The sequence below is a fragment of the Shewanella atlantica genome, from assembly GCF_003966265.1.
GTDB lineage: Bacteria > Pseudomonadota > Gammaproteobacteria > Enterobacterales > Shewanellaceae > Shewanella > Shewanella atlantica.
On record NZ_RXNV01000001.1, the window covers coordinates 615411 to 640052 of the forward strand.

Genomic DNA, 24642 nt, shown 5'->3' on the forward strand with positions numbered 1-24642 from the left:
CTGGCTAAAATCAACATCAATAACTATGTGCCTATAAAAAAGGCCCACGAAAATTCGTGGGCCTCTATCTGAGCTCAATGCAGCGCTTATTACTAAGCTTTTGCCTCGCCTTTCACCCGCTCTCTAAGTTTTTGCATCATCACATAAAACACAGGAACCAGCAGAGTCCCCACTATCGTCGCTGCAAGCATGCCACCGAAAACAGAGTAGCCCAGAGCACGACGACTTCCCGCTCCGGCGCCTGTCGCAATAACCAGAGGAAGCACACCGAGCAGGAATGAGAAGGCTGTCATTAATACTGCACGAAAACGCAGTCTGGCTGCCGTTTCGCCCGCATCTAGAATACTCTTACCCTCTTCTCTTAGCTGTTTTGCAAATTCAACGATCAAGATGGCATTCTTACAAGCCAGTCCAATCAAGAGCACCAAACCAATCTGAGCATAGAGGTTCAAGTCCGTTCCCATCAGCCAAATATTAAGGAAGGCACCAAGTAATGCAATCGGTACCGCCAGCATTACCGCAAACGGAATTGTCCAGCTCTCATACTGAGCCACCAGGAACAGATAAGTAAACACTAACGCTAAACCAAAGATAAGTGGCGCTAAATTGCCCGCCTTAATCTCCTGATAGGTCTGACCCGTCCATTGATAGGTATAACCTGTAGGCAGACTCTGCTCTGCCGCACGCTCCATCGCGCTAATAGCATCACCCGAGCTAAATCCTGCCGCAGGAAAGCCATTAATCGTGGTCGAACTAAACATATTGTATGAGTTCATCACATCCGGGCCCAAGATAGGTGTCACCGTCACCAGCGTACTCAGAGGCACCATCTCACCACTTGCCGAACGCACGTAGAAGCTGGAAATATCCCTGTCCGAATTACGAAACTCACCTTCGGCCTGCACAATAACTCTAAACACCTTACCGTAGCGGTTAAAGTCATTCACATACATGGAGCCAAGCATGGTCTGCATGGTTGTGAACACCTCACTCAATGAGATCCCTAACGCCTTGGCTTTATCCCTGTCTACATCCACATACATCTGCGGAACATCGGCACGGAAGTTACTAAATGCCATGGCAATTTCAGGCTGCTCATTGGCCTTCATAATCAAGGCTCGCATCACAGAAGCCAACTCTTGAGGTGAGCGACCCTGAGTATCTTGCAGCACAAACTCGAAACCACCCACACTACCCACACCAGGGATTGGCGGCAATGAGAATGCCATGGCTTTCACCGATGGATTAGCCGCATACTTAGCCTGAAGCTTGGCAACTATCGCTGCCTCGACCATATCAGGGGTATCCCGCTCCTCCCAAGTGGAGAGAGTAACGATCATCAAGCCACCATTGGACGATACAGAACCAGTTAAGATGCTGAAGCCACTGGCGTGGATCACATTCTCAACACCTGGCTCGGCCAGCGTCAATTCGACTAACTCTTCCATCACCTCTTCGGTACGGTTTAATGAGGCACCATCAGGGAGTTGGATATCGACCATAAAGGCTTTTTTATCTTCCATAGGCACGAAGCCTGAAGGTAAGATTTTGGCAACGCCACCCGTGACAGCAATTAAACACACATAGACGATCACGACTAAAGAGAGTTTGCGCGTCAATGACGAGACAAGCCCCATGTATTTACCGGTGAAACGTTCAAAGTATTTATTAAACGTGGCATGAAAACCAGTTTCGTGCTGCTTGGGTGCTCTAAGTAGTGAGGCACATAGCGCCGGACTCAAGGTTAGCGCGTTTATTGAGGAGATAAGTACAGCGATACAGATGGTCACAGAGAACTGGGCATACATCTGTCCGGTAATGCCTGGCATCACAGCCGTTGGAGCAAATACAGCAAGCAGCACTAACGTAGTCGCAATAATGGGACCGGTAACCTCTTTCATCGCCTTAGAAGTCGCCTCTTTGGGAGAAAGGCCTTCATCCTGCATCAGACGAGTCACGTTCTCTACCACCACGATCGCATCATCGACCACAATACCAATGGCCAAGATCAACGCAAACAGAGATACGGTATTAATACTCATACCAAACAGGAGTAAAAACGCAAAGGTAGCAATCAAGGAAACCGGAATAGCAATTCCGGGAACCAGCGTCGAACGGGCATCTTGCAAGAAGATATAAACAACTAACACAACCAGTGTGATAGAGATGAAGAGAGTCTGTACAACCTCTTTAATAGAAGTTTCAACGAACTCGGTCGTGTCATAAAGCACTTCATATTCCAGATCGGTAGGAAAACGCTCTGAAAGTTTCGCCATTTCGGCTTTAATTCCGGCGGCAACTTCCAATGCATTAGCGTCTGGAGACTGGTAAACGGCGATAATAGCCGAAGGCTTATTGTTTAACTTACCTTGTGCGTCATAGGTTTGAGAACCTAATTCGACACGAGCCACATCGCTGACAACAACCTTAGAACCGTCGTTGTTCGCCCGGATCATGACATCCCTGAACTCGTTTGGATCTTTTAAACGTCCCTTAGTCTGCAGGGTATATTGAAACTGCTGCTCCGGATCAACAGGTGCCGCCCCGATGCGTCCTGCGGCCACTTGAATATTTTGCTCCTGCAAGGCTGCAATCACATCTTTTGCTGTCACGCCAAAGCTTGCCATCTTATTCGGATCAAGCCAAATTCGCATAGCATAATCCAGCGCACCAATAACCTGTACTTTAGACACACCATTTTGGCGTGCTAATGCATCGGTGACATTCAGGCCGGCATAGTTAGTAACAAACAGCGAGTCAAAGGTCTCATTGGGCGACACTAAGTTCACAACCATCAAGATATTAGGGCTCTGCTTTTCAACTGTAACCCCCTGACGTTTAACCTCTTCAGGCAAACGTGGCATCGCCTGCTGAACCCGGTTTTGCACCTTGACCTGCGCCATGTCGGCATCGGTACCCACATCGAAAGTGACACTCAGTGAGTAGCTACCATCGTTGGCACTCTTAGACTCCATGTAGATCATATCTTCAACACCATTGACCTCAGCTTCAATAGGCTGGGCTATAGTGTCTTTGACGATATCGGCACTGGCACCTGAGTAGTTGGTAGATACATTAATTTGCGGTGGTGCAATCTCGGGAAACTCTGAAATCGACAGGATCGGAATAGAGATAAGTCCAACCAAGGTCAGAACGGTCGAAATAACGAAGGCAAACTTAGGCCTGTTAATAAAAAACTCACTAATCATTGCAGCCCCCTTCATCCAGGCTCAAACCGTCTGCACAAACGCTCAATTTTATGGACCTGTTAATAACAAACTCACTAATCATCTCTAGCCCCTGTCATCAATAGACGTGATGGATACATACGCATTGAACCAACTAAATATAGGTTCACTCATTATGGCGGTCCTTATTTTGAAGTATTGCTCTCGGGAGATGAGGACTCTTGAAACGGCACAATTTCTTGCTCGACCGCCTTCACCTGAATACCCGGACGAATTTTTTGCAGACCATCGACGACGATACGTTCTCCATCATTCAATCCACTCAAAACACGCCAATCGATACCAAAGCGCTCTCCGAGTTCAACGATACGCTTCTCGACCATATCTTGATCATTCAGCACCATCACAAACCGCCCCTGTTGATCTTCCTGCACCGCAGCTTGCGGGATCAGCAAGGCATTCTCTTTAACCGGAGATTCAATCACGAGCGTGACAAACATTCCGGGCAACATCATTTTGTCATCGTTTTTGAATGTGGCTCGAATAGGTAACGTACCGGTAGCAGCATCAACCCGATTACTGACAAAGTCGATATAACCGATTTCATTGAACATAGAGCCATTGGGCAGACGCAGGCTGATAACGATATCTGAGAGTTCTACTTCTTTGTCGACTACTTTGGAAAGGTTCTCTTGAGCGTTGATTAACGTTTTCTCAGCGACCTGAAAGTTAACCCACATGGGCTGAAGTTGAACTAAGTTAGCCATGTCTGAGTTAGGGGTAATGATGTCACCGGTACTTACCATAGCATTACTGATACGTCCTGAAATTGGTGCATATACCTTGGTATAGCTTAACTGCAGCTCTGCCCCAAGTACTGCAGCCTCAGCCTGGACAACACCCGCGGCAGTGGTGAGTTTACGCGTGGTGAGTTCATCCATATCCTGAGCGCTGATCATCCCATCGGGAAGTAGGCGTCTGCCGCGCTCCCAGTTCATGACGGCGACATCTCTGGAAGCAAATGCCTGTTTAAGCACCGCTTTTTGTTGCGCTAGCTCAGCGACGTAAGTTGCGGGATCGATCTCGAACAGGAGAGCACCGGCTTCCACATCGTCCCCCTCGACGAACGTTCTTTTAAGTAACTGGCCCTGAATTTGTGACTTGATGGTGACATCTTCCGAGGCATTTGTGCGACCCACAATCTCGGTCCTCGATTGGATCTCTTCCGTTTTAGCCGTGTTGACCACCACACTAGGTAACATGGCCTGTCGAGGGGCCGGAGCCTCACCGCATGCTGTAAGCTGTAAACCTGCGATGAAGAGAATACCCCATTTTAATTTTGAAACGGTTTGAACAGCCATAGAGGCCTCCGAGTAAGAGTTTACAAATTCAGATTATTTTCAAGAAATTATAAGCAGATAAAATCTTTATTGAAACCTGTTTACAAGTTTATTTCATAAAACTAACAGCCAAAAATCTATGACAGAGCTTTTCCTGTAACTATCCCTTTAATTTTGATCTTCCAATACAGGAAAGTGACTCTGGACGATGCAAAAACAAGGAGTTTCAATCCTGTTTTATTTGAGTTTTGAATCCGGAGAATTCTCACTTAAAAACCAAGAGTAGAAAAATCAGATAGCATCAGCTTAACTGATAGGTATACTCACATATCTGCTATACGCTCAATAAAACCTCATGTTTTAATGGGGACAGTCTAAATAAATCCACTAGCGGTCAATTAGCTGTTGCTTTATTAATCGATAGCGAAGCAAGTTTTAAAACAGTGGTAAAAGTGAGATCTAGCACAAGGTTATAGGTAATAAACTCATGCTAAAAAAGAGTCAGACCAGCTTGAATCACTTCTGACTTATTAGGTTAACTGGCACAGTAAACTTACATAAGTAAAGACGAATAAAGTTGACCAATTTGAATAGCAATGCCTATGATGGCATCAGTATCCGCAAACAGGTAGGTAATATATGACAGCAATTTCCCATGTCTACAACTATACAGTTCGATGCCCACACATTAAGGACCCTGCACATCCAACCACCTGGCAAAACCATGTAGAATTCAATCAGTCTTGCGAAATTGGCTTAAACAGAATCACTAAATGGCATGGCCGTTCGGGTCACCGTATTTTTGAGATCGATGGTTTTGTCGTTCGTGAAGCCGACACCGAAAGCGCATACTTTGCGATGCAAACCAGTCGACTCAGAGGCGATGGTCACGCTTTGGCCACTTTCAAGATATTTATGGATGACGCGACTAAAGACACATCAGTCGAAGAGATTATGCAGCACCTCATTGCAGACTACAGCGACAAGATCGCAGGTCTTTAATATCGAAGGAAGTTTTCACTCTTTAGTAATGAAGAGTCTTTAATATAAAATGAAACTGCCTCAATTGATGAGGCAGTTCACGTTTCTGCCCAATCAAATCCTGCACAGATCACACTTCTACACTTTCCCTCCGTTAACGAAATACAAGATAAGTTTAATGGTAAAGAAATAACACCATAAATAATCAATAACTAACATTGAACTTTGTAAAATCTAACGGCTTTACCACTCATTCCTATCAAATTGCCGATTTTCATAGGTACTGTTACACTTTTTCAGCCATTAATTCGTTCATAAAAATAAAAAAATATTCTTGGCCGTGATTGGGTAACAACGAAATCAAGCTGTTCGCCAGTCCGATGGATGATTAAACCTCTTCATTATTAATTAATTAAAGGATAATTGAACTCATGCAAGAAATGGTCAATATAGTCATCGTCGGTGGTGGTGCTGGTGGTATGGAGATTGCCACAAAACTGGGTCGTAAACTCGGAAAAAAGGGAAAAGCTCGGGTCACTCTAATTGATTGTGCCGAAAGCCATGTTTGGAAACCTTTGTTGCATGAGGTTGCCACGGGAGCACTGGATATCGGTATCGATGCTCTCAGCTATCGCGGTCATGCCGCCAATCATGGTTATCATTTTCAGCAAGGGGCTATGACCAACATTGACCGCGACAATAAGCAGGTCATATTAGCGCCTATTATGGATGATGCCGGTGAAGAACTACTGCCGGCACGTCGTATCAGTTATGACTATCTGGTTATTGCCATTGGCAGTATCGCCAATGACTTCAAGATCCCGGGTGTTCGTGAACACTGCGTCTTCCTTGACAGTACCGAGCAGGCTATGGAGATCCGTAGCATGCTGTTAAATAAATTCATGCGCTATGCGAGTCACCACCAGCTGGATGAAAAGATAAAAATTGCCGTTGTTGGAGCGGGGGCCACCGGGGTCGAGATGTCCGCTGAGATGCATCACGCCGTCGATCAACTCAGCGGCTTTGGTTACAAAATCGATAGCAGCCTGTTAGAGGTAACCTTGGTCGAAGCCGATGAACGAATTTTACCTAAAGTAGAAAAGCGTGAGATTTCAGATTCGGTAGCGAAGGAGCTCACCGCAATTGGTGTCAATGTGCTTACCAATACCCGTATCAGTGAGGTCACCCCCGAAGGATTACATACTACCGAAGGCAAACAGATCCCTGCAGATATGGTTATTTGGTCAACGGGAGTTAAGGCTCCCGATTTCTTAAATGAAATTGGTGGACTCGAGAGTAACCATATAAACCAGATTATGGTTAAGCAAAATATGCAGACAACCCGTGATCCCCATATTTTTGCCATTGGAGATTGTGCAGCCTGCCCACAAGAAGATGGAAGCTGGGTTCCGCCAAGGGGGCAGTCAGCAAGACAGATGGCATTGATGACGGCGGATAACATCAGCCTGATGATAGGCAACAAGACGCCTGGCCACGAATACGTTTATAAAGATCTGGGCTCATTGGTTAACCTGTCAAAATTTCATACCGTGGGTAACCTGATGTCATTCATGGGAGGAGGTGTATTAGTAGAAGGTAAGATAGCCAGATTCGTCTATACCTCCTTGTACCGTAGACATTTGATCGAGCTTCACGGGGTATTTAAAGGGACCTTGTTAATGTTTGCCAAGGGGATCAGCCGCATTATTCATCCTCACCTGAAGCTTCACTAGTCTCAGGCAGAAAGCCTGTAGTCATCACATGGAGCCTCCTAACGGAGGCTTTTTAATTTCTAAGAAAAAAGGTTAAAATACCAGGCTGTCGACAACATTTTTCACTCATGCCAATCACTTTATTAAGCCATTCGCATAAGCAATTAACATAAGAGTAACCATGACTAAATTACTATCATTAACATTGATCCTCGCCACTCTCATCACTCTATCTGCCTGCGCGGAGCTTAAAGAAACGGGACGTATCATTGGAGATACCACCAAAGAGGTGACGACTGAAATTGGTCACGCAACAAGAGACACAACCAAAGCTATAGGTCATGCATCTCGCGATGCCGTGAAATCGGTTAACGACGATCTAAGCAAGAAAGACTAATGCTTTATATTTGGCCCGGTTATCGCTCCGGGCCGAACTTTGCAATATTCGTTGCCCGTTAAGCGGCGCTGGCTCTTATTCCATGTGCCATAGGTCCCCCTTTCTCGTCAACATTCACAAATACCATCTTGTTAATACACACCACAGGCAGATGAGTCACTTTATTTCTCACTTCACATCGAACAACAATAGAGGTATTACCGGAACTGATTAACTCGAGTCCAAACTCAATGACATCTCCCTGTCTTGCCGGTGTTATAAAATTAATCTCAGAAATAAACTTAGTGACGATACTGGTACTTTTCATCTGGCAACCAGCAAAGATGGCAGCCTCCTCATCTATCCAGCTTAATATTTGCCCTCCAAACAGTGCATTCGCTGGATTCAAATGTTCAGGTTTAATGAACCTTCTACTGTAATATTTCATCGCTTTCTCCCCTTGCTACTCACGCTCAACATGAGTGATTGCCTAAACTAGAACCTCCATACCTATAAATGAGTAGCACAAAGAGTGCCAACATAAAAAGCGCATTATCAACGCCTTAGACACGAACCAAGTATTGACAATGCACCAAGACTGGGATGACTCAGTGATGAGCTCCCTTAAATGAAGCAAAATACCCTAGGCACACCAACGCATTTCATCGTCATAAAAGCTCAACATTAGTGTCCTCAGCACGTCATATAAATCACCGACTATCATCGCGTTAACCAGCTGGACTCAAAGTAAACACAATAATTTAAGGGTGATGATAGTGATTAATATGAAAACTGTAGCTGCGCTCGTTTCATGCAGTTTAGTGACTATGGCAGCCAATGCTGACCTGTTACCGTCCGCACAAACTGACAGCGAATGGTTTAAAGCCAGTGCACTAAAGGTCGCGGAAAAGACTGAACAACAGACTAAAGAGAAGGCTAAAAACGTGATTCTTTTTGTCGGTGATGGCATGGGGATCTCGACCCTAACGGCAGCACGGATCTACCAGGGCCAGCAAGTTCAAGGTAACGAAGGTGGTGAAGAGAACTTTCTCAGCTTCGAGAACTTCCCTAATACGGCATTAGTTAAAACCTATAATACGAATCAGCAAACTCCTGATTCTGCCGGCACAATGACAGCGATGGCAACAGGCGTTAAGTCTAAGGCGGGCGTATTATCCGTCTCAGACACCAGTTTACGCGCTAACTGTTTGTCATCTAAAGGGAATGAATTGATCACACTCGTCGACCTTGCCAATGCAAAAGGGCTATCGACCGGCGTTGTCAGTACCGCACGTATTACCCATGCCACACCGGCAGCCACCTACTCAAATACCCCGGAACGTAACTGGGAAGCGGACAGCAACCTACCAACTGAAGCCGTTGTAAATGAATGCCAGGATATCGCATACCAACTTGTGATGCGTGAAGAAGCCAATGCGCTTTCTGTGGCACTCGGTGGCGGTCGTCGTAACTTCATTCCGGATACGGTTACAGATGGTGAAGACAAGTCGGGTCGTCGTAAAGATGGTGTCGACCTGACTAAAGTCTGGACCGAGAACTTCAGCAACTCTGCTTACGTATGGAATAAAGCCGGGTTTGATGCCATAGACACAAGGGCGACGGATCACCTGTTGGGCTTATTCAACTCTTCACACATGGAGTATGAAGCAGACAGGGCTGATGATACTGCCGGTGAGCCCTCACTCACACAGATGACCACTAAGTCTATAGATATACTAAAAAAGAATGAACAGGGCTACCTGTTAATTGTGGAGTCGGGTCGAATAGACCATGCCCACCACGCAGGCAACGCAAGCCGGGCACTGGCTGACACGGTTGAGCTTTCAAACGCAGTTCAGGCCGCACTCGACAACACAGATCCTGAAGAGACCTTAATCATGGTTACCGCAGATCATAGTCACGTATTCACGATTGCCGGCTACCCGAAACGCGGCAACCCTATCTTAGGCTTAGTTCACAATGTCGATGGCAACCTGGCCAGCGCCGATGATGGGAAACCCTACACAACTTTAGGTTACACCAATGGTCCCGGTGCCGTGATAGGTCTGCGTGATGATCTCTCATCGGTCGACACTCAAGATAAAGACTTTATGCAACAAGCTCTTATTCCAATGGGAAGTGAAACTCATGCGGGTGAAGATATCAGCTTACATGCCACAGGCCCGGGCTCACATCTGGCTCAGGGCGTTATCGAGCAAAATGTTATTTTCCATATCATCAATCAGGCCCAGTCCCTTGGCGGCACGAAATACTAGAATTTTGGAGCAAAAAAATGAATAAGAAATTACTCGTACTGTCTATGGCAGCAATATTAGGTCTGACGGCATGTGGAAGCGATGGTGACAGTGGTGCAAACGGCAACGATGGTAACAATGGCGGCGATGGGAGTAACGGCAGTAACGGGAAAGATTGGACGGCCGTAAATGAGTGGTATATCGATGGTCAGCGCCGTGTAACAAAAGCCGCCGACACAGTAGTAAACAATCAGGCCGGGGCAGCTAAGAACATCATATTGTTCGTTGGTGATGGTATGGGGATCTCCACGGTTACCGCCGCACGCATTCTTGAAGGTCAGTTAAAAGGAGATACGGGGGAGGAAAACTCACTTTCTTTTGAAACACTTCCCCATATCGGCCTGGCTAAAACTTACAATGTCGATGGTCAAACGCCGGATTCTGCCGGTACCATGACGGCAATGGTCACAGGCGTTAAAACCGATGTTGGTGTGATATCTCAAGCGGAAGGAGTCAGCCGCGGAAACTGCGCCTCAACCTCAGGCCAGGACCTGATGACCTCACTCGAACTCGCTTCGGTAGCTGGCTTATCGACAGGGGTTGTCTCTACCGCCCGAATCACTCACGCGACTCCTGCCGCCACCTATGCACACTCACCTGAGCGCAACTGGGAGAGCGATGCCGACCTACCGGCAGAAGCGATAACAAACGGTTGTAAAGATATTGCCGCTCAACTATTAGACTATAGCTACGGCAGTGGAGTGAATGTGGTCATGGGGGGAGGTCGACGCGCCTTTATTCCCGATACAGTTACCGATGCTGAGGGCAAAACAGGTAAACGTAAAGATGGACGAGATCTCACCGCAGAGTGGACGGCTAAATACAGCAATGCAGCCTACGTCGAAGACAGAGATAGCTTTTTAGCATTAGACCCGACAACGACCGACCATGCCCTTGGCCTGTTCAACTCATCCCACATGGAGTATGACTACGACCGGACGACTGAGGGAGTAACCGGTGAACCTTCACTGGCAGAGATGACGGCTAAAACCATCGACATTCTCAAGAAAAATGATAAAGGCTTTGTGCTTATCATTGAAGCCGGTCGAATCGATCATGCACATCATGCGGGTAATGCCGCCAGAGCCCTTCACGACACAATAGCACTGTCTGAAGCGGTACGTGTCGCGATGGAGAAGACCTCATCTAAAGATACCCTGCTTATGGTCACGGCCGATCACAGCCATGTATTTACCATTGCGGGCTATCCTACCCGTGGCAACCCTATACTCGGTCTGGTGAAAGGAAACGACTCCGCCGGAGTGCCGGTGATCACTAACTCAACGGACTCAAACGGCCTGCCCTACACCACAGTTGGGTATACCAATGGACGCGGTTTTGCAGAGCTTAGTACCGGTGGCGACGAGCGTTATGGCTACCCTATCCAGGCGGGTCGAGTAGACCTGAATTATGTCGACACGCTTAATGCTGGTTTCCATCAGGAAGCACTCATTCCATTAGAGAGTGAAACTCACGCCGGTGAAGATGTCGGGATATTCGCCAGTGGTCCCGGTGCACATTTGATACAGGGAACGGTAGAGCAAAACCATATCTTCCATGTGATGAATCACGCCGCAAACCTGGTCGTAAAAGCACAAGCGGCCCAGTAAGTATCGACAGAGTCGGTTAACAAGCTAACCCATCGAAATTATTGATATGGATTAGTCAATCAGGGTCACCAAAGTGCGTTTTTGATGACCTTGATTTTATTTTACCTTCAACAAAGTAGTGGAGTTTTTATGAAGTACACTTTACTTAACGCAGTACTTAGCGCAGTGATAATACTCTCAATCAGTCATGCCTCTCTTGCCCACTCTGACATTCCGGCTCCGAAGCCACAACAAATGCCAGCACCTTCATTTGAGTGCGCAAGTTTATCACCAAGCAACATAGATGCTCGATATGCCGTTTTCAGTAGCCAATCACAACCGGGCTATGAGGTGAGTGATAGGGAGATTAGGCTGATTAAAAGCCAGAATAGAGTGATCTACAAAAAATCCCCCATAGCATTTGAGGCCTGGGATAGAAATGGTGAATATGTACGATACTTTCCACAGGAGTTGCGTTCAATAACTTATCGGCCCAGCGACCTCCGCTCCCTCAATATGAGCTACGATCTCGAACAGCTTTTCCACTTAGTCTCACCTAAACTCAAGTCACAACTAAGGCCGGCTGAGAGTATTGAGCGCTCATGTTTTACAGTGAATCAATACCAAGGCCAACAAGATGGACAAGAGATAGAGTTGGAGTGGATAGCATCACTTTCGCTCCCCTACCGACTTACCATAGGGCAAGGCCAACAAAGAACAACCTATCGCTTAATCTCGGCTAACAACATCAATGCTGATGAGTTCAATGCCCTCACCAGAGACTATAATGATTTGGATTTCGCCGATGTCGGCGATAGTGAATCAGACCCCTTTATCGCTAAGATGATAACTCAGGGGTTTATCCAACATGGTAATTCAGGTTTTTATGACAGTAATGGCAATCAGCTCTCAGAGGGTCATGGCAGCCACGGCCACTAACCTTTACATGTAGAGGCTGTGACGTACACAGGCCTTTAGATACACAAGTCTTTAGATACACAGACCCGAAAATAAAAAGTCTGCTGATGCAGACTTTTTACCAAAAAACTTCCCTACTGAGCTATTTCAGGTGTCGCTTGAGTTCACCAATAAAGGTATCGATATCGTCGCGACTTATATCGGCGTGAGTCACTAACCTGAGTGTAGAGCCAGGGCTTATCAAGATACCTGATTGCTTTAGTTTCGTCGCGAGAGATGAAATATCTACGCCGTCGTTGACTTGTGCGAATACCATATTTGTCTGAACTTGGGCGAGCTCGACTCGGAACTCTGCCAGTGTCGACAACTGCTCTGCAAGATAACGGGCATTATCATGGTCGATGGTTAAGCGCTCAACCTGATCTGTTATCGCTAAACCCGCTGCCGCCGCAAGTATACCGGCCTGACGCATTCCACCACCTAACATTTTACGCCAGCGTCTCGCTTTCCCTATCAAGCGTTCATCACCTAACAAGATGGAGCCCACCGGAGCACAAAGGCCCTTAGATAAGCAGATAGAGACAGAATCAAAATATTGTGTGATTTCACTAATCTCAATATTCTGCGCAACGGCCGCATTAGCGACTCGCGCCCCATCGAGGTGAATTTTCAAGCCATGGTTAAACGCTAATTGTTGCGCCTCGGCAATATAGTTCTGGGGAAGCACCTTGCCGCCGATAGTATTTTCTAAACTCACCAGTCGCGTATTAGCAAAATGCACGTCATCTGGCTTGATTGCCCCTTTGATATCCGACAGCAAAATCGAACCATCGGCTTGGTTGTTCAAGGGCTGAGGTTGAATGCTACCCAGCACCGCTGCGCCGCCGCCTTCAAACTTGTAGTTATGTGCCTGTTGACCACAGATATATTCATCGCCACGCTCACAATGCGACATCAGGGCTAACAAGTTGGCTTGTGTACCGGATGAGGTAAACAAAGCGCCATCGAAACCATACATTTCAGCAGCCAGAGCCTCTAAACGATTTACTGTCGGATCATCACCATAAACATCATCCCCAACTTCGGCAGTCGCCATCGCTCTGCGCATCGCCTCTGTAGGCATGGTCACGGTATCGCTACGAAAATCAATCATAAGGCCCCTTTACAACAAATAAAATATTTCGAGATTAGGCATACTAACCTTACTGCTGACGAGGTGCTACTGTTAATCGAGCAGAGAAGTCTTCTAAAAGTATCATCAAGATTCAGATAAATATTCAACCATCAACACATCAAACAGCTACTTTAGTAATATACCAAACAGAAAGATTAGCATTAATAAAAACAAACTAAGCACAAACCCACAACAAACAAGAAACCAACACCTGCACCACACGCCAAAACATTAGAATAACTAATAGCAAAAAACAATAAAAGTCAGTATTCCTCACCCGAGTTTTAGTGCAAAATCTCTGCTCTTTTCTCATGATGGCGTATTCCAATGCAAGAAGTTCAATTTATCAGCCTACTATGGCTTATCGGTATCATTGCTGAAGCCATGACCGGTGCATTATCTGCCGGGAAAAAACAGATGGACCTTTTTGGTGTTGTGATTATTGGCTGCGCCACTGCGATAGGCGGCGGAACCCTAAGAGACATGTTACTGGGTAACTACCCGCTAATATGGGTAGAGAACGTACATTACCTGATAGCGATAGCCTTCGCTTCGCTTTTAACCGTACTAATCGCACCGGTAATGCGCTACCTGTCTAAACTATTCCTGGCTATCGATGCACTCGGGTTAGCCGTGTTTTCAATCATAGGTGCCCAGAAAACCTTGATGTTAGGTTTTAGCCCTGTCGTTGCTGTCGTAATGGGAGTTGTCACCGGAGTATTTGGTGGTGTGATCCGCGACATCTTGTGTAACCAGGTGCCATTGATTTTCAAGAAAGAGCTTTATGCCTTAGTCGCACTGCTAACCGCGGGCCTATATGTTGGCCTCAAATCTTTTGAAATTGCAGAGACAATCAACTTAGCTATCTGCTTATCATTTGGTTTCAGCTTCAGAATGTTAGCGATTAAGTTTCACTGGGGCATGCCCAAGTTTGATTACCAATATGAGCACGGCCATGATGGCGCGTCGCACTAATATAGATCATAAACATGCGTTTTAGAACATAACAAAAACGCAGACATAAGTGTTCCAGACACAAATAAGGTCGGCAGAGGCCGACCTTATTTGTTATTACTCTTACCTGATAATCCAATCGAATTATACTGAAGGCGTCTCCTTCAGATGAAGATCCATCTGCGGATATGGAATACCGATATTGGCTTCATCGAGAGCTATTTTAATCTGCTCAAGCAGTTCGAAATATGCAGGCCAGTAATCGCTGCCTTTAACCCAGGGACGAACCACAAAGTTAACCGAGGAATCGGCAAGCTCAGAGATAGCAATCGTATAAGCAGGATCTTTTAAGACATACTGGTTATTCTCAACGATTGTGGTCAACACCTTCTTAGCTTCGGCTAAATTGGCATCATATGACACACCTATCACTAAGTCGACACGACGTGTATCCATGGCTGAATAGTTAACAATAGTCCCATCCATCATCGCCGAGTTAGGTGCAATAATCAGCTTATTGTCCGGTGTTAACAGCTTGGTCGAGAAAATCGTGATCTCATCGACGGTACCCGAGATACCCGCAGCATCAACATAGTCACCTACACGACAAGGACGGAACAGAACCATCAAGACACCTGAAGCAAAATTTGACAGTGAGCCCTGCAGCGCCAAGCCAACGGCTAAACCGGCGGCACCAATAACAGCGACTAAAGATGCGGTTTGAACGCCTAGCTGTCCCAATGTCGCAACGACCGTGAACGCGAATACCAGTGACCAGGCAATATTAGATACAAAAGAGACCACTGTCGGATCAATTTTACGTTTGGTCATCAACTTATCAGATAGTTTCTTAGCAACACCAGCCAGATACTTACCGACAAGGAAAATGACAATTGCAAAAATAATTTTCATTCCATAGGCTACGATAAGCTCTGGTGCTTGCTCGATCAAACCTTCCAAGTTTTCCATTTAATAACTCCCTAAAAATTAACCAAACACAGTTTGGACATATCAAAATTCAAAAATTACGGCCAAAGCCTTTTTCTCAATTATTCATTCAAATCCACGACAAACTCGACTCGTCGATTTAAGGCTCTCCCTTCAGGCTTTTCGTTGCTGGCAACAGGTGATTCAATCCCCATTCCTTTTACAACAAAACGCGAAGAACTAAAGCCATAATCCTCCACCAATATTTGCTTTACTGCGACGGCTCTTTGAGCCGATAACTTTTGGTTTAAGTCCAAAGTTCCCATAGAGTCTGTATACCCCAGAAGACAAAGGTTCACATCATAGCGTTGCAGAAATTGCTTTAATCTCGCCAAGGTCTTCCACTGAGAAAACATCACTTCAGCCTTAGCAAATTCAAAATTGAGCGGCAACTCACTGAGTTCACTACAATTGGGCGGGTAAACTTCACCAGAGGTTGTGCTTAAGCATATACTTTTAAATTCGGCCTGTTTCTCACAACCGGCGGCATCGACCCGAGCACCTGAGCGGGTATCCGGACAGGCATCCTTCATATCAGGAACGCCATCATGATCGCTATCGCTCCAGCTAAATGCCGTAGAACTAAGTATCACGCCTGCAATACATAGAAAACTGAGCATAAGTTGTTTCATCACTTTATCCCGCAGCCTTATATAACTATTACTTGAAACTATAAACTTTCATATCATATCGAACCAGCCAGCTTAAACACTTGCCTTCACGACTTTTCTACAATGTTAACTACTTATTTTAACAGAAACAAAGTGGGTAGGCTGAACTAATACCAATCGGTATAAGAATAACAAACAGAAAGGGGGAAATATTCTTATGGATGACAAACGTTAAACAGGAACATATGTAATAAACATAGCACTTGCCAGTGCTGCTATTCCTCATCCCTATTAATATAGTGCTATTTTGCCCCCTCCTGCGGCCGAAGAGTATTTTATATCTATCTGCGTAATTATCAAAGCTAAAGCAGTAAAAACTCAATAACTATCGCAGCCAAATACTCTCCTCCGCCTTCAGGGCAATTAATGAATAATTATGCTATTTGCATCTGACTTCTGAAATAGTCATAGCACCAGTTAAACACAATCGCATAAACAAAGAAGAAAATTAAGAATGCCGCCTCAAGAAGAAGGGCTGCGGTTAAACTTATACCTAAAAACCATGCAACCAAGGGCACTGTGACAAAAATGATTCCACCTTCGAAGCCGAGGGTATGTCCGAACCTCATTAACAAGCTACGTGATGAACGCTCTGCACCAAATTGCTTATCAAACCAGATATTGTAAAAATAATTCCAAATTACGGCGTAAACACTCAAGCCCACCCCCACCGCAACCAAAGAGGAGGCGTCTTTATCATTGAACATGGTGGCCAAAGGCACTACGATCGCCAAGGCTAATAACTCAAATAAAATTGCGTGAAATACTCTCTCTCTGGTCTTCATATTAATGCTCCAATCTCTTAACTTGAAGCCATTATCATCTAGATGTAAGATACTTAAAAATTAGATACCATCACAATTACTGATATGTCTACCATTGAACAGCTCATCTCATTCGTCACTACCGTTGAATCAGGCTCATTCTCTGCGGCTGCGAGAAAATTAGGTAAAGTACAATCTGCGGTCAGTCAAAATATTATGAATATGGAGATAGACACTGACCTGCAGTTATTTGACAGAAACGGACGTTACCCAAAACTCACCAAGGCCGGAGAGAAGCTTCTGCCTCAGGCGAAAGCCGTCATAGCGCAGCACAGACGTCTGGATCAACAGGTAAAAGCATTAGAATCGGAGGAGGAGCTAAAACTGACTCTTGCTATCGATGAAGGGATCCCCTATTCAGGGTTGGTCGACCTTCTGCCACAACTGGAGGCGCAACACCCGCAACTTCAACTGGAGTTTCTATGCGCATCCAGCCAAGACGTCATTCAGTTAGTGGCCGATAAACGAGCGACTTCCGGTCTGGTATTCAGCGAAAATGTCTACCCCGAGATGCTCGATTTCGAAACTCTGGGCACGGTTCAATTCGAACTATTAGTTAGCCCAAAACATGCTCTGGCACAAACTGATGCCGCTCATGTCGATATTCTGAAACTTCACAGACAACTGGTTATTGGCTCTCAGGGCTCGAAAGTCACCTGGTTTAATCAGGCCCACTCTCCCGATGTTTGGTATGCAGATAACTACTATGTATTGCTTGAATTGGCAAAATCAGGATTTGGTTGGACACTGCTTCCACTGCACTTAGCGGAAGATGCCATTAACAAAAAACAGCTCTGTAAAGTTCCGGTACAATTCGAACAGCTTGGTTGGCAGGCAAATGTGGACGTTATTCAACATACCGCGATGGAAACCTCGGCAAACCGTTCTCTTCGAAAGCTGTTAAGAAGGCTGCTTCAGATGTGAGTCTGAGTTAATACCGATCGGTATAAGGGGCTTGAAGCCAATAGACCCCAAGCACTCCTGAAAAGCTTACCGCAACACTTTAAATTAAGAGCTTAAAGATGAAGCCTGGGCATACCAATTTGACCACACAGGCTTTTCCGGTGGCTCAACTTGCGATTGCATTCCCTCGAGTAAACGTATCAATAACTGGCGATCTTCCGCTATGGTCGAGTAAAAGAGTGGATCATAAAAGCAACGACGTTGAACAGGTTCCAATTGTGTATCAAAGCCCAGATCGACTCCTTTCAAGCATAGCTCTCTGGCCTTGCCATGCAAAGCATGCACATCGGTATCGGCTAACAGATGAGCGACAGGCCCCATCAATAGGATAAGAGACATTCGCCCAGGTGGTGTTCTCTGCCAATCATTGAGTTTCCCCTGTTTGGCTTGCTGTAAAAGTGCCTCCCACTCCGATTGCACCTGAGTCGAAAGAGACTTTGCCTCTACACCCTCACCCTTTTCATACTCTGTAAACCACTGTTTTAGAAACTGCTCCATTTCGCACCACTCACTTCAACAATACAGTCATAAAAATCGAGAGTACCATTCACAGCAAGCACTAGGATGTTGGACTTTAGTCTAGACTCGTATAAGTTCACACAAATTATGCCGCTCCAGCTCTCATTTTCTGATATCGAGTCACTAAATGTGTTTTTACAAGCATCTATTTTAAATAGAAATTATCGCTATCATGAATAGATATTTAGATTGAACTCAGAAGAAAGCGCATAAAAAAGGGGAGCATATTAAATATGCTCCCCTTGTTATTAGACACTAACCCGCTATTTTGCTTCCGGCTTAGGGGGATAGTTCAACAACATTTCAGAGATAGCTTTATTGACTACTTCGACTCTCTCTTCCGGCGTATTCTTTTCACGGATAGTATCGGCTACAGAGCCACGCCATATCAGCTTGCCGGTTTCTCTATCAACCATATCTAAAATTAAGGTTCCAACCTCATACTCACGAACCGTTGTCTGAGTATGCATAGATCCGCCCATGCCCCATCGAGAAGAATAATAGGGGTTATAACCAAAGTTTGTATTGAAGGTATCTACGTTAATCTTCTTATCTACCTTGGTGAGGTAATTCACCAAAATATCTGCTGTTTGAGGATCACTGAGTGTAACGCCCTTCATTGAAAGCTGGCTATCGACAGCTGCGCGTACACGTTGATCCATCAAGCCATCTAAATGGTAACTGGTATCCTGGTTTTTCTGTTCAACCCAGGCATAGGTTTTCACATCACTAAAATTAGCCGCAGGATCATAATCTGAACTTGTCTTCATCGAACTACAGGCGCTCAACGCCATTGCAGTCAAAACAACTATAACTTTTTTCATCTTAAAACCCCGTCAAATCTTAAATTTACACAATACATATTTAAATATCAGCTTACATAGCAATCTTATGATCTACAACTCAATTTTGTATGAAAGCTTGTATCGTTCAGCTTGACTTAAGCTCCAACCTAAATGATAATGATTATCAATCACGTGATATTGGAGTTATCTATGTTTTGGTTTGCAACCGCCTTTCTTATTTCGGCCGCTGTTTACATGTTTGCCCCGGTTAAGGCCACAGCCCAAGCAGAGAGTTACTCTGATAAGCTCAACCTTGGTGATCTCAGCTTGTTAATATTACCAGCCGGAGTACTGGTCTGGTTGATGTTTTCCCTACTCAGCGGGGACACAAACAGCTATGGTGCAGCATCGATTGGCTTTGTACTTACTGCCTGCTCAATAGCATTGCCTAAACTTCATAAATTCATCCTCCCCTGCGCAGCACTAACCGCAATCTCACTCTTAATAGGAGTCGCACAGGCTATTTAAGTCATTCTTATTGCCGGCAGACATTGAGCCTTATGTCAGTTAGAGGCAATTTCGGAATTGCTCCAACTTATCTATATCCCTGCAAATGAGTAGATAATTGTCCATTGACCACCATGTGTGGTCATTTTTTATTTCTACGTTTTGTATTCACATCATTCTTCAATTTGTTAGACTCTGCTTATCATCGCTAATTAATGACGCTCCCATGAAAAAAGACTCAAATGTTTCTCTTGTTTATAGTACAGATATTGGCAGGATCTCCTCTGAAATCGAAACGCCTCAGGCACCTGTAGGTGATGGAATCATTAGGATCCACAAAGACAGCAAGGGCCGTAAAGGAAAAGGGGTCTCTATCATTAAAGGCCTTGGATTAAATGAGAAAGAGCTGAAAGCTTTGGCACAAAAATTAAAAAAACAGTGCGGTTGTGGCGGTACAGTAAAAGAGTTCAATATTGAGGTTCAAACTGATAATAGAGAACAGTTAAAGACCCTATTAGAGAAGCTCAATTACAAGGTTAAATTAGCCGGCGGTTAATCTCCATATTCAATATAGCTGGCCTATTCCCTTTAGTGGAGCTCAAATGGAAAGTTTACAAAATCACTTTTTAATCGCTATGCCCTCACTTAAAGACACTTTCTTTGAACGTTCGGTGATCTACATCTGCGAACACGACGAAAAAGGCGCGATGGGAATAATGATAAATCGCCCTATTGGTATAGAGGTCAATGAGCTCCTGCTTCAGATGCAACTCAAAGAGGAGCCTGAACTTATCACCTCTTTAGGCGCAAAAGTCCTCGTAGGTGGGCCTGTAACTCCTGAAAGAGGATTTGTACTTCACACTCCTCAATCAACCTGGAACAACAGCCAGTCACTCACTGACGAACTCATGCTAACCACATCAAGAGATGTATTGTCGGCATTGGGAAGTAATACCGCCCCGGAGCAGTTCATTGTTGCATTAGGTTATGCTGGATGGAGCCGAGATCAGCTTGAACAGGAACTGGCTGAAAATACCTGGTTATCTATTCCTGCCACTGCTGAGCTGCTATTTTCTACCGAATATGAAGATCGTTGGCAACAAGCCACCGAATCCCTGGGCTTCGATATATGGCAGTTGTCTAACCAAACCGGTCACGCATAGTCAGGTCAGACATAGTCGGATCTGGCTGAGCCAGCTCAATCTTCGAGCAACAAACCAGGCTTGGGTTAGATACTCTAAAGCCATATTCCAACAATTTATTAAGAAGTTATTTATGAGTTCATTAACTGTTTTAGGATTCGATTACGGCACTAAGAGTATAGGCGTCGCCATAGGGCAATCGCTTACCGGTAGCGCTAACCCCCTGTTGTCTATTAAGGCTGTCGATGGGATCCCTAAGTGGGAAGAGATAGGCATGCTGATAGAGGAGTGGAAACCCGACCTGGTCGTTGTAGGCCTACCTCTGAACATGGATGGCTCTGAGCAGGAGATGACACAGAGAGCCAAGAAGTTTGCCAATCGACTCAATGGGCGATTTGGGGTCAAGATCGCCACTCAAGATGAACGTCTCACGACCGCCGATGCAAAGGCCAGACTATTTGAGATGGGCGGCTATAAAGCGCTAACTAAGGGACAGGTCGATGCAATGTCGGCGGTATTGATCATCGAAAGTTATTTCGAAAGCATGTATTAAGAGGCGAGTAATACCAATCAATATTGGTGTAAAGTTTCCCCGCTGATATGACACAAGCAGTCACATTGAAAATAGAGTCTTAGAGGCTCAGTCCCAAGGCATCACTTGGCTAAAATCCTTGTGAACATTGAGAATAGTTATCTAGCTATGAACAAAAAACCAGCGTATGGCAACGCTGGTTTTTTAGTTTAAGACCCATAGATCATGAAACGATTAATCCATATCCAGTGTAACGCCTTCCATAAAGCCTGAACCTGAGGAGTCTGAGCCTTGAAGTTTAATCATCAAGCGGAGATCGTTAGGTGAGTCGGCGTGGTGGAGCGCATCGGCGTAACTTATCTCCCCTTCACTATAGAGATTCAATAACGCTTGATCGAAAGTCTGCATCCCCTGCTCGTTTGACTTGGCCATTGTCTCTTTAAGTGAGTGCAGCTCATTTTTCGCAATCAAACTTCCGATCCTTGGCGTGTTGATCAAAATTTCAATGGCTGCACGTCGGCCTGTACCGTCCGCTTTGGGAACCAATTGCTGGGCGACAATACCTCGTAAGTTTAAAGAAAGGTCAAATAACAGTTGCTGATGCTTACTCTCCGGCACTAGGTGCATGATACGATCCAGTGCTTGGTTTGCATTGTTTGCGTGCAAGGTTGCCATACACAGGTGACCAGTTTCAGCAAATGAGAGCGCAAACTCCATCGTCTCCTGGCTTCGGATCTCACCGATTAAGATCACATCCGGAGCCTGACGAAGCGAACTTTTAAGGGCAGCATCAAATGACTCGGTATCGATACCGACTTCTCGCTGAGTGATGATACTCTTGCGGTGATCATGAACAAACTCAACGGGATCCTCAATTGTCAGGATATGACCTCTAGAGTTTGCATTTCGATAACCCACCAGCGCCGCTAATGAGGTCGACTTACCCGTTCCCGTACCACCGACCATAATGATAAGCCCGCGCTTACTCATCACCAGATCTTTTAAAATTGGAGGGAGCTTTAAATCTTCCACTTGCGGGATCTTAGTTTCAATCCTACGCATGACACAGCCCGGCGCCTCTCTTTGCCAGAAGGCACTGACACGAAAACGGCCCAGATCTTTTGCTGCAAAAGCAAAGTTACACTCCCGACTCTCATGAAACTCTGTCTTCTGCACATCAGTCATCAATGACTCAACAAAGTCCAGTGCCTGAGCCGGGGTAAATGAGCTCTCGCTTAAGGGTCTCACCTCACCATCAACTTTTGCACTGGGTGGAAAGCCTGCAGTGATAAATAGATCCGATGCTTTACGCTCCACCATTATTTTTAAGAAGGGACGAACATCCATAATAAAGCCTTAAAACCTAGCTGATATTAAAAAGTTTGCTTGTTTGCACTCTTATGTTGTGCATCTTCGCGAGTAATTTGACCACGATTGACCAAATTTTGCAGACATTGATCTAAGGTCTGCATACCGTGAGCCATGCCCGTTTGAATCGCAGAATACATCTGGGCGACTTTATCTTCACGAATAAGGTTACGGATAGCCGGGGTCCCCATCATTATCTCGTGAGCGGCAACACGGCCACCACCCACCTTCTTAATCAGGGTCTGCGAAATTACCGCCTGTAGCGACTCAGACAACATGGTTCTTACCATGCCCTTTTCTCCTTCGGGAAACACGTCGACCACACGGTCAATGGTTTTAGCCGCCGATGTGGTGTGCAAGGTACCGAATACCAGGTGACCCGTTTCGGCTGCAGTCATCGCAAGACGAATGGTTTCAAGATCTCGCATCTCACCCACCAGAATAACATCGGGATCTTCACGCAGTGCACTACGCAAAGCCGCATTAAAGCTGTGAGTATGTCGGTGAACCTCACGCTGATTGATAAGGCATTGCTTATTTTGATGAACGAATTCTATCGGGTCTTCGATGGTTAGAATATGCTCGTGACGCTGATCGTTTATATAATCAATCATGGCCGCTAAGGTCGTACTCTTACCCGAACCTGTAGGCCCGGTGACCAGAACCAGTCCACGGGGAAAGCTGGAGATCTTCTTAAAAATTTCCGGCGCGCCGAGTTGTTCGAGGCTTAAGATATCACTGGGAATGGTACGGAATACGGCCGCGGCGCCTCGTGACTGGTTATAGGCATTGACACGAAAACGCGCTAAATTGGGCACTTCAAATGAAAAATCTATCTCTAAATGCTCTTCATAATCTTTACGCTGCTTATCATTCATGATGTCATAGACGAGTCCATGAACACCTTGATGATCTAAAGCCGGAAGATTAATCTTTCTGACTTCGCCATCAACACGTATCATAGGAGATACGCCCGCTGAAAGGTGTAGATCTGACGCTTTGTGCTTTACACTAAAGGCAAGTAACTCTGTGATTTCCATAGTATGGGATATCCATTCAATCAAAAAACTTACATCATGACAACAATAGCAGACAGGCTGGCTAACGCCCAGCAACGAATTACCCAAGCGGCCAAGTTTTCATCAAGAAATGCCGATGAAATTCAGTTACTCGCGGTAAGTAAAACTAAACCTAATACAGATATTATAGCGGCCTATGCTGCCGGTCAGAGACTTTTCGGAGAAAACTATGTCCAGGAGGGAGAATCTAAGGTAAACGAACTAAAATCTATCTGTCCTGAAATCCAATGGCACTTCATCGGTCCCCTGCAATCCAATAAGACAAAGGTCGTTGCGGGCCTCTTCGATTGGATGCATACCCTTTGTCGGGATAAAATTGCTATACGCCTCAATGACCAACGTCCCGATACGCTGCAACCACTCAATATTTGTATTCAGGTCAACATTAGTGGCGAGGCGAGTAAGTCTGGAATTGTCCCTTCTGAACTCATGGCACTGGCCAACACAGTCAATACCCTTCCCAAATTGACGCTGCGTGGATTAATGGCTATTCCAACGGCAACAGATGATAAAAACAAGCAGAAGGATGAGTTTCAACAACTGCAGAGTCTATTTCTGGAATTAAAAACTATCTATCCTGACATTGATACACTCTCTATGGGGATGAGTAACGATTTGGAGCAAGCCGTTGAACATGGCTCGACTATGGTTAGAATTGGCAGTGCGATATTTGGTGAAAGAGAGAAGGGCTTGAATGCTTAAGTAACAGCCCAGGGGA

At 45.4% G+C, this 24642-nt stretch carries 24 protein-coding genes; 13 read left to right on the forward strand and 11 right to left on the reverse strand.

The window, feature by feature from the left end; all coding sequences use genetic code 11:
- Positions 1 to 92 precede the first annotated feature (92 nt).
- Complete coding sequence (locus EKG39_RS02625) at positions 93 to 3209, reverse strand: efflux RND transporter permease subunit (protein WP_126503934.1); 3117 nt, start codon at positions 3207 to 3209, stop codon at positions 93 to 95.
- Positions 3210 to 3373: 164 nt separating this feature from the next.
- The gene (locus tag EKG39_RS02630; RefSeq protein WP_126503936.1) at positions 3374 to 4549 is read right to left on the reverse strand and encodes an efflux RND transporter periplasmic adaptor subunit; all 1176 of its coding nucleotides are present in this window, start codon (positions 4547 to 4549) and stop codon (positions 3374 to 3376) included.
- A gap of 618 nt (positions 4550 to 5167) precedes the next feature.
- Here EKG39_RS02630 and EKG39_RS02635 point away from each other — a divergent pair.
- The 3 genes from EKG39_RS02635 to EKG39_RS02645 all read left to right on the forward strand — a co-directional run bounded on the left by EKG39_RS02635 (position 5168) and on the right by EKG39_RS02645 (position 7618).
- Positions 5168 to 5530, forward strand: a complete 363-nt coding sequence (locus EKG39_RS02635) for a hypothetical protein (protein ID WP_012141601.1) — start codon at positions 5168 to 5170, stop codon at positions 5528 to 5530.
- Between the two features lie 410 nt (positions 5531 to 5940).
- On the forward strand, positions 5941 to 7242 hold the full coding sequence (locus EKG39_RS02640) for an NAD(P)/FAD-dependent oxidoreductase (RefSeq protein ID WP_126503938.1): 1302 nt from the start codon (positions 5941 to 5943) through the stop codon (positions 7240 to 7242).
- A gap of 160 nt (positions 7243 to 7402) precedes the next feature.
- Complete coding sequence (locus EKG39_RS02645; protein WP_126503940.1) at positions 7403 to 7618, forward strand: hypothetical protein; 216 nt, start codon at positions 7403 to 7405, stop codon at positions 7616 to 7618.
- Between the two features lie 58 nt (positions 7619 to 7676).
- Here the strand turns inward: EKG39_RS02645 and EKG39_RS02650 are convergent, their stop codons facing one another.
- Complete coding sequence (locus EKG39_RS02650; RefSeq protein WP_126503942.1) at positions 7677 to 8045, reverse strand: acyl-CoA thioesterase; 369 nt, start codon at positions 8043 to 8045, stop codon at positions 7677 to 7679.
- 322 nt (positions 8046 to 8367) lie between these two features.
- Here EKG39_RS02650 and EKG39_RS02655 point away from each other — a divergent pair, with 322 nt between their 5' ends.
- The 3 genes from EKG39_RS02655 to EKG39_RS02665 all read left to right on the forward strand — a co-directional run bounded on the left by EKG39_RS02655 (position 8368) and on the right by EKG39_RS02665 (position 12440).
- Positions 8368 to 9873, forward strand: coding sequence for an alkaline phosphatase (locus EKG39_RS02655; protein WP_126503944.1), 1506 nt, complete (start codon positions 8368 to 8370; stop codon positions 9871 to 9873).
- A 17-nt stretch (positions 9874 to 9890) separates the two neighbouring features.
- Positions 9891 to 11522, forward strand: coding sequence for an alkaline phosphatase (locus EKG39_RS02660; protein WP_126503946.1), 1632 nt, complete (start codon positions 9891 to 9893; stop codon positions 11520 to 11522).
- A 129-nt stretch (positions 11523 to 11651) separates the two neighbouring features.
- A complete protein-coding gene (locus tag EKG39_RS02665) occupies positions 11652 to 12440 on the forward strand; it encodes a hypothetical protein (protein WP_126503948.1) in 789 nt (262 codons plus the stop codon).
- Positions 12441 to 12561: 121 nt separating this feature from the next.
- Here the strand turns inward: EKG39_RS02665 and ltaE are convergent, their stop codons facing one another.
- The gene (gene ltaE / locus EKG39_RS02670) at positions 12562 to 13572 is read right to left on the reverse strand and encodes a low-specificity L-threonine aldolase (protein WP_126503950.1); all 1011 of its coding nucleotides are present in this window, start codon (positions 13570 to 13572) and stop codon (positions 12562 to 12564) included.
- Positions 13573 to 13920: 348 nt separating this feature from the next.
- On the opposite strand from ltaE, the gene EKG39_RS02675 reads away from it, so the two are divergent.
- A complete protein-coding gene (locus EKG39_RS02675) occupies positions 13921 to 14568 on the forward strand; it encodes a trimeric intracellular cation channel family protein (protein WP_126503952.1) in 648 nt (215 codons plus the stop codon).
- 123 nt (positions 14569 to 14691) lie between these two features.
- Here EKG39_RS02675 and EKG39_RS02680 read toward each other — a convergent pair whose 3' ends face one another.
- The 3 genes from EKG39_RS02680 to EKG39_RS02690 all read right to left on the reverse strand — a co-directional run bounded on the left by EKG39_RS02680 (position 14692) and on the right by EKG39_RS02690 (position 16990).
- Positions 14692 to 15516, reverse strand: coding sequence for a mechanosensitive ion channel family protein (locus EKG39_RS02680; RefSeq protein WP_126503954.1), 825 nt, complete (start codon positions 15514 to 15516; stop codon positions 14692 to 14694).
- Positions 15517 to 15596: 80 nt separating this feature from the next.
- Positions 15597 to 16166 carry an OmpA family protein gene (locus EKG39_RS02685; protein WP_126503956.1) on the reverse strand — a complete coding sequence of 190 codons (570 nt, stop codon included), beginning with the start codon at positions 16164 to 16166 and terminating at the stop codon, positions 15597 to 15599.
- Positions 16167 to 16579: 413 nt separating this feature from the next.
- Positions 16580 to 16990: a PACE efflux transporter gene (locus EKG39_RS02690; RefSeq protein ID WP_126503958.1), complete on the reverse strand. Its 411-nt coding sequence runs from the start codon at positions 16988 to 16990 to the stop codon at positions 16580 to 16582.
- 84 nt (positions 16991 to 17074) lie between these two features.
- Here EKG39_RS02690 and EKG39_RS02695 point away from each other — a divergent pair, with 84 nt between their 5' ends.
- The gene (locus EKG39_RS02695; RefSeq protein WP_126503960.1) at positions 17075 to 17953 is read left to right on the forward strand and encodes a LysR family transcriptional regulator; all 879 of its coding nucleotides are present in this window, start codon (positions 17075 to 17077) and stop codon (positions 17951 to 17953) included.
- Positions 17954 to 18037: 84 nt separating this feature from the next.
- Here EKG39_RS02695 and EKG39_RS02700 read toward each other — a convergent pair whose 3' ends face one another.
- Entirely contained in the window at positions 18038 to 18490 is a 453-nt protein-coding gene (locus EKG39_RS02700) for a DUF924 family protein (protein WP_126503962.1), read from the reverse strand.
- A gap of 284 nt (positions 18491 to 18774) precedes the next feature.
- A complete protein-coding gene (locus EKG39_RS02705; RefSeq protein WP_126503964.1) occupies positions 18775 to 19335 on the reverse strand; it encodes a DUF4136 domain-containing protein in 561 nt (186 codons plus the stop codon).
- 171 nt (positions 19336 to 19506) lie between these two features.
- Between EKG39_RS02705 and EKG39_RS02710 the strand changes: the two genes are divergently transcribed.
- The 4 genes from EKG39_RS02710 to ruvX all read left to right on the forward strand — a co-directional run bounded on the left by EKG39_RS02710 (position 19507) and on the right by ruvX (position 21498).
- Positions 19507 to 19824 (forward strand): hypothetical protein, encoded by a 318-nt coding sequence (locus tag EKG39_RS02710; RefSeq protein ID WP_126503966.1) that lies wholly within the window; start codon positions 19507 to 19509, stop codon positions 19822 to 19824.
- Positions 19825 to 20029: 205 nt separating this feature from the next.
- On the forward strand, positions 20030 to 20359 hold the full coding sequence (gene yciH / locus EKG39_RS02715) for a stress response translation initiation inhibitor YciH (RefSeq protein WP_126503968.1): 330 nt from the start codon (positions 20030 to 20032) through the stop codon (positions 20357 to 20359).
- A 46-nt stretch (positions 20360 to 20405) separates the two neighbouring features.
- The gene (locus EKG39_RS02720; protein ID WP_126503970.1) at positions 20406 to 20966 is read left to right on the forward strand and encodes a YqgE/AlgH family protein; all 561 of its coding nucleotides are present in this window, start codon (positions 20406 to 20408) and stop codon (positions 20964 to 20966) included.
- Positions 20967 to 21078: 112 nt separating this feature from the next.
- Positions 21079 to 21498 (forward strand): Holliday junction resolvase RuvX, encoded by a 420-nt coding sequence (gene ruvX, locus EKG39_RS02725; RefSeq protein ID WP_126503972.1) that lies wholly within the window; start codon positions 21079 to 21081, stop codon positions 21496 to 21498.
- Between the two features lie 213 nt (positions 21499 to 21711).
- On the opposite strand, the gene EKG39_RS02730 is transcribed toward ruvX, so the two are convergent.
- Both EKG39_RS02730 and EKG39_RS02735 read right to left on the reverse strand, forming a co-directional pair.
- Positions 21712 to 22824 (reverse strand): PilT/PilU family type 4a pilus ATPase, encoded by a 1113-nt coding sequence (locus EKG39_RS02730; protein ID WP_126503974.1) that lies wholly within the window; start codon positions 22822 to 22824, stop codon positions 21712 to 21714.
- A 26-nt stretch (positions 22825 to 22850) separates the two neighbouring features.
- The gene (locus tag EKG39_RS02735) at positions 22851 to 23885 is read right to left on the reverse strand and encodes a type IV pilus twitching motility protein PilT (RefSeq protein WP_126503976.1); all 1035 of its coding nucleotides are present in this window, start codon (positions 23883 to 23885) and stop codon (positions 22851 to 22853) included.
- A gap of 36 nt (positions 23886 to 23921) precedes the next feature.
- Here EKG39_RS02735 and EKG39_RS02740 point away from each other — a divergent pair, with 36 nt between their 5' ends.
- Positions 23922 to 24626, forward strand: a complete 705-nt coding sequence (locus EKG39_RS02740; protein WP_126503977.1) for a YggS family pyridoxal phosphate-dependent enzyme — start codon at positions 23922 to 23924, stop codon at positions 24624 to 24626.
- The last annotated feature ends 16 nt before the right edge of the window (positions 24627 to 24642 follow it).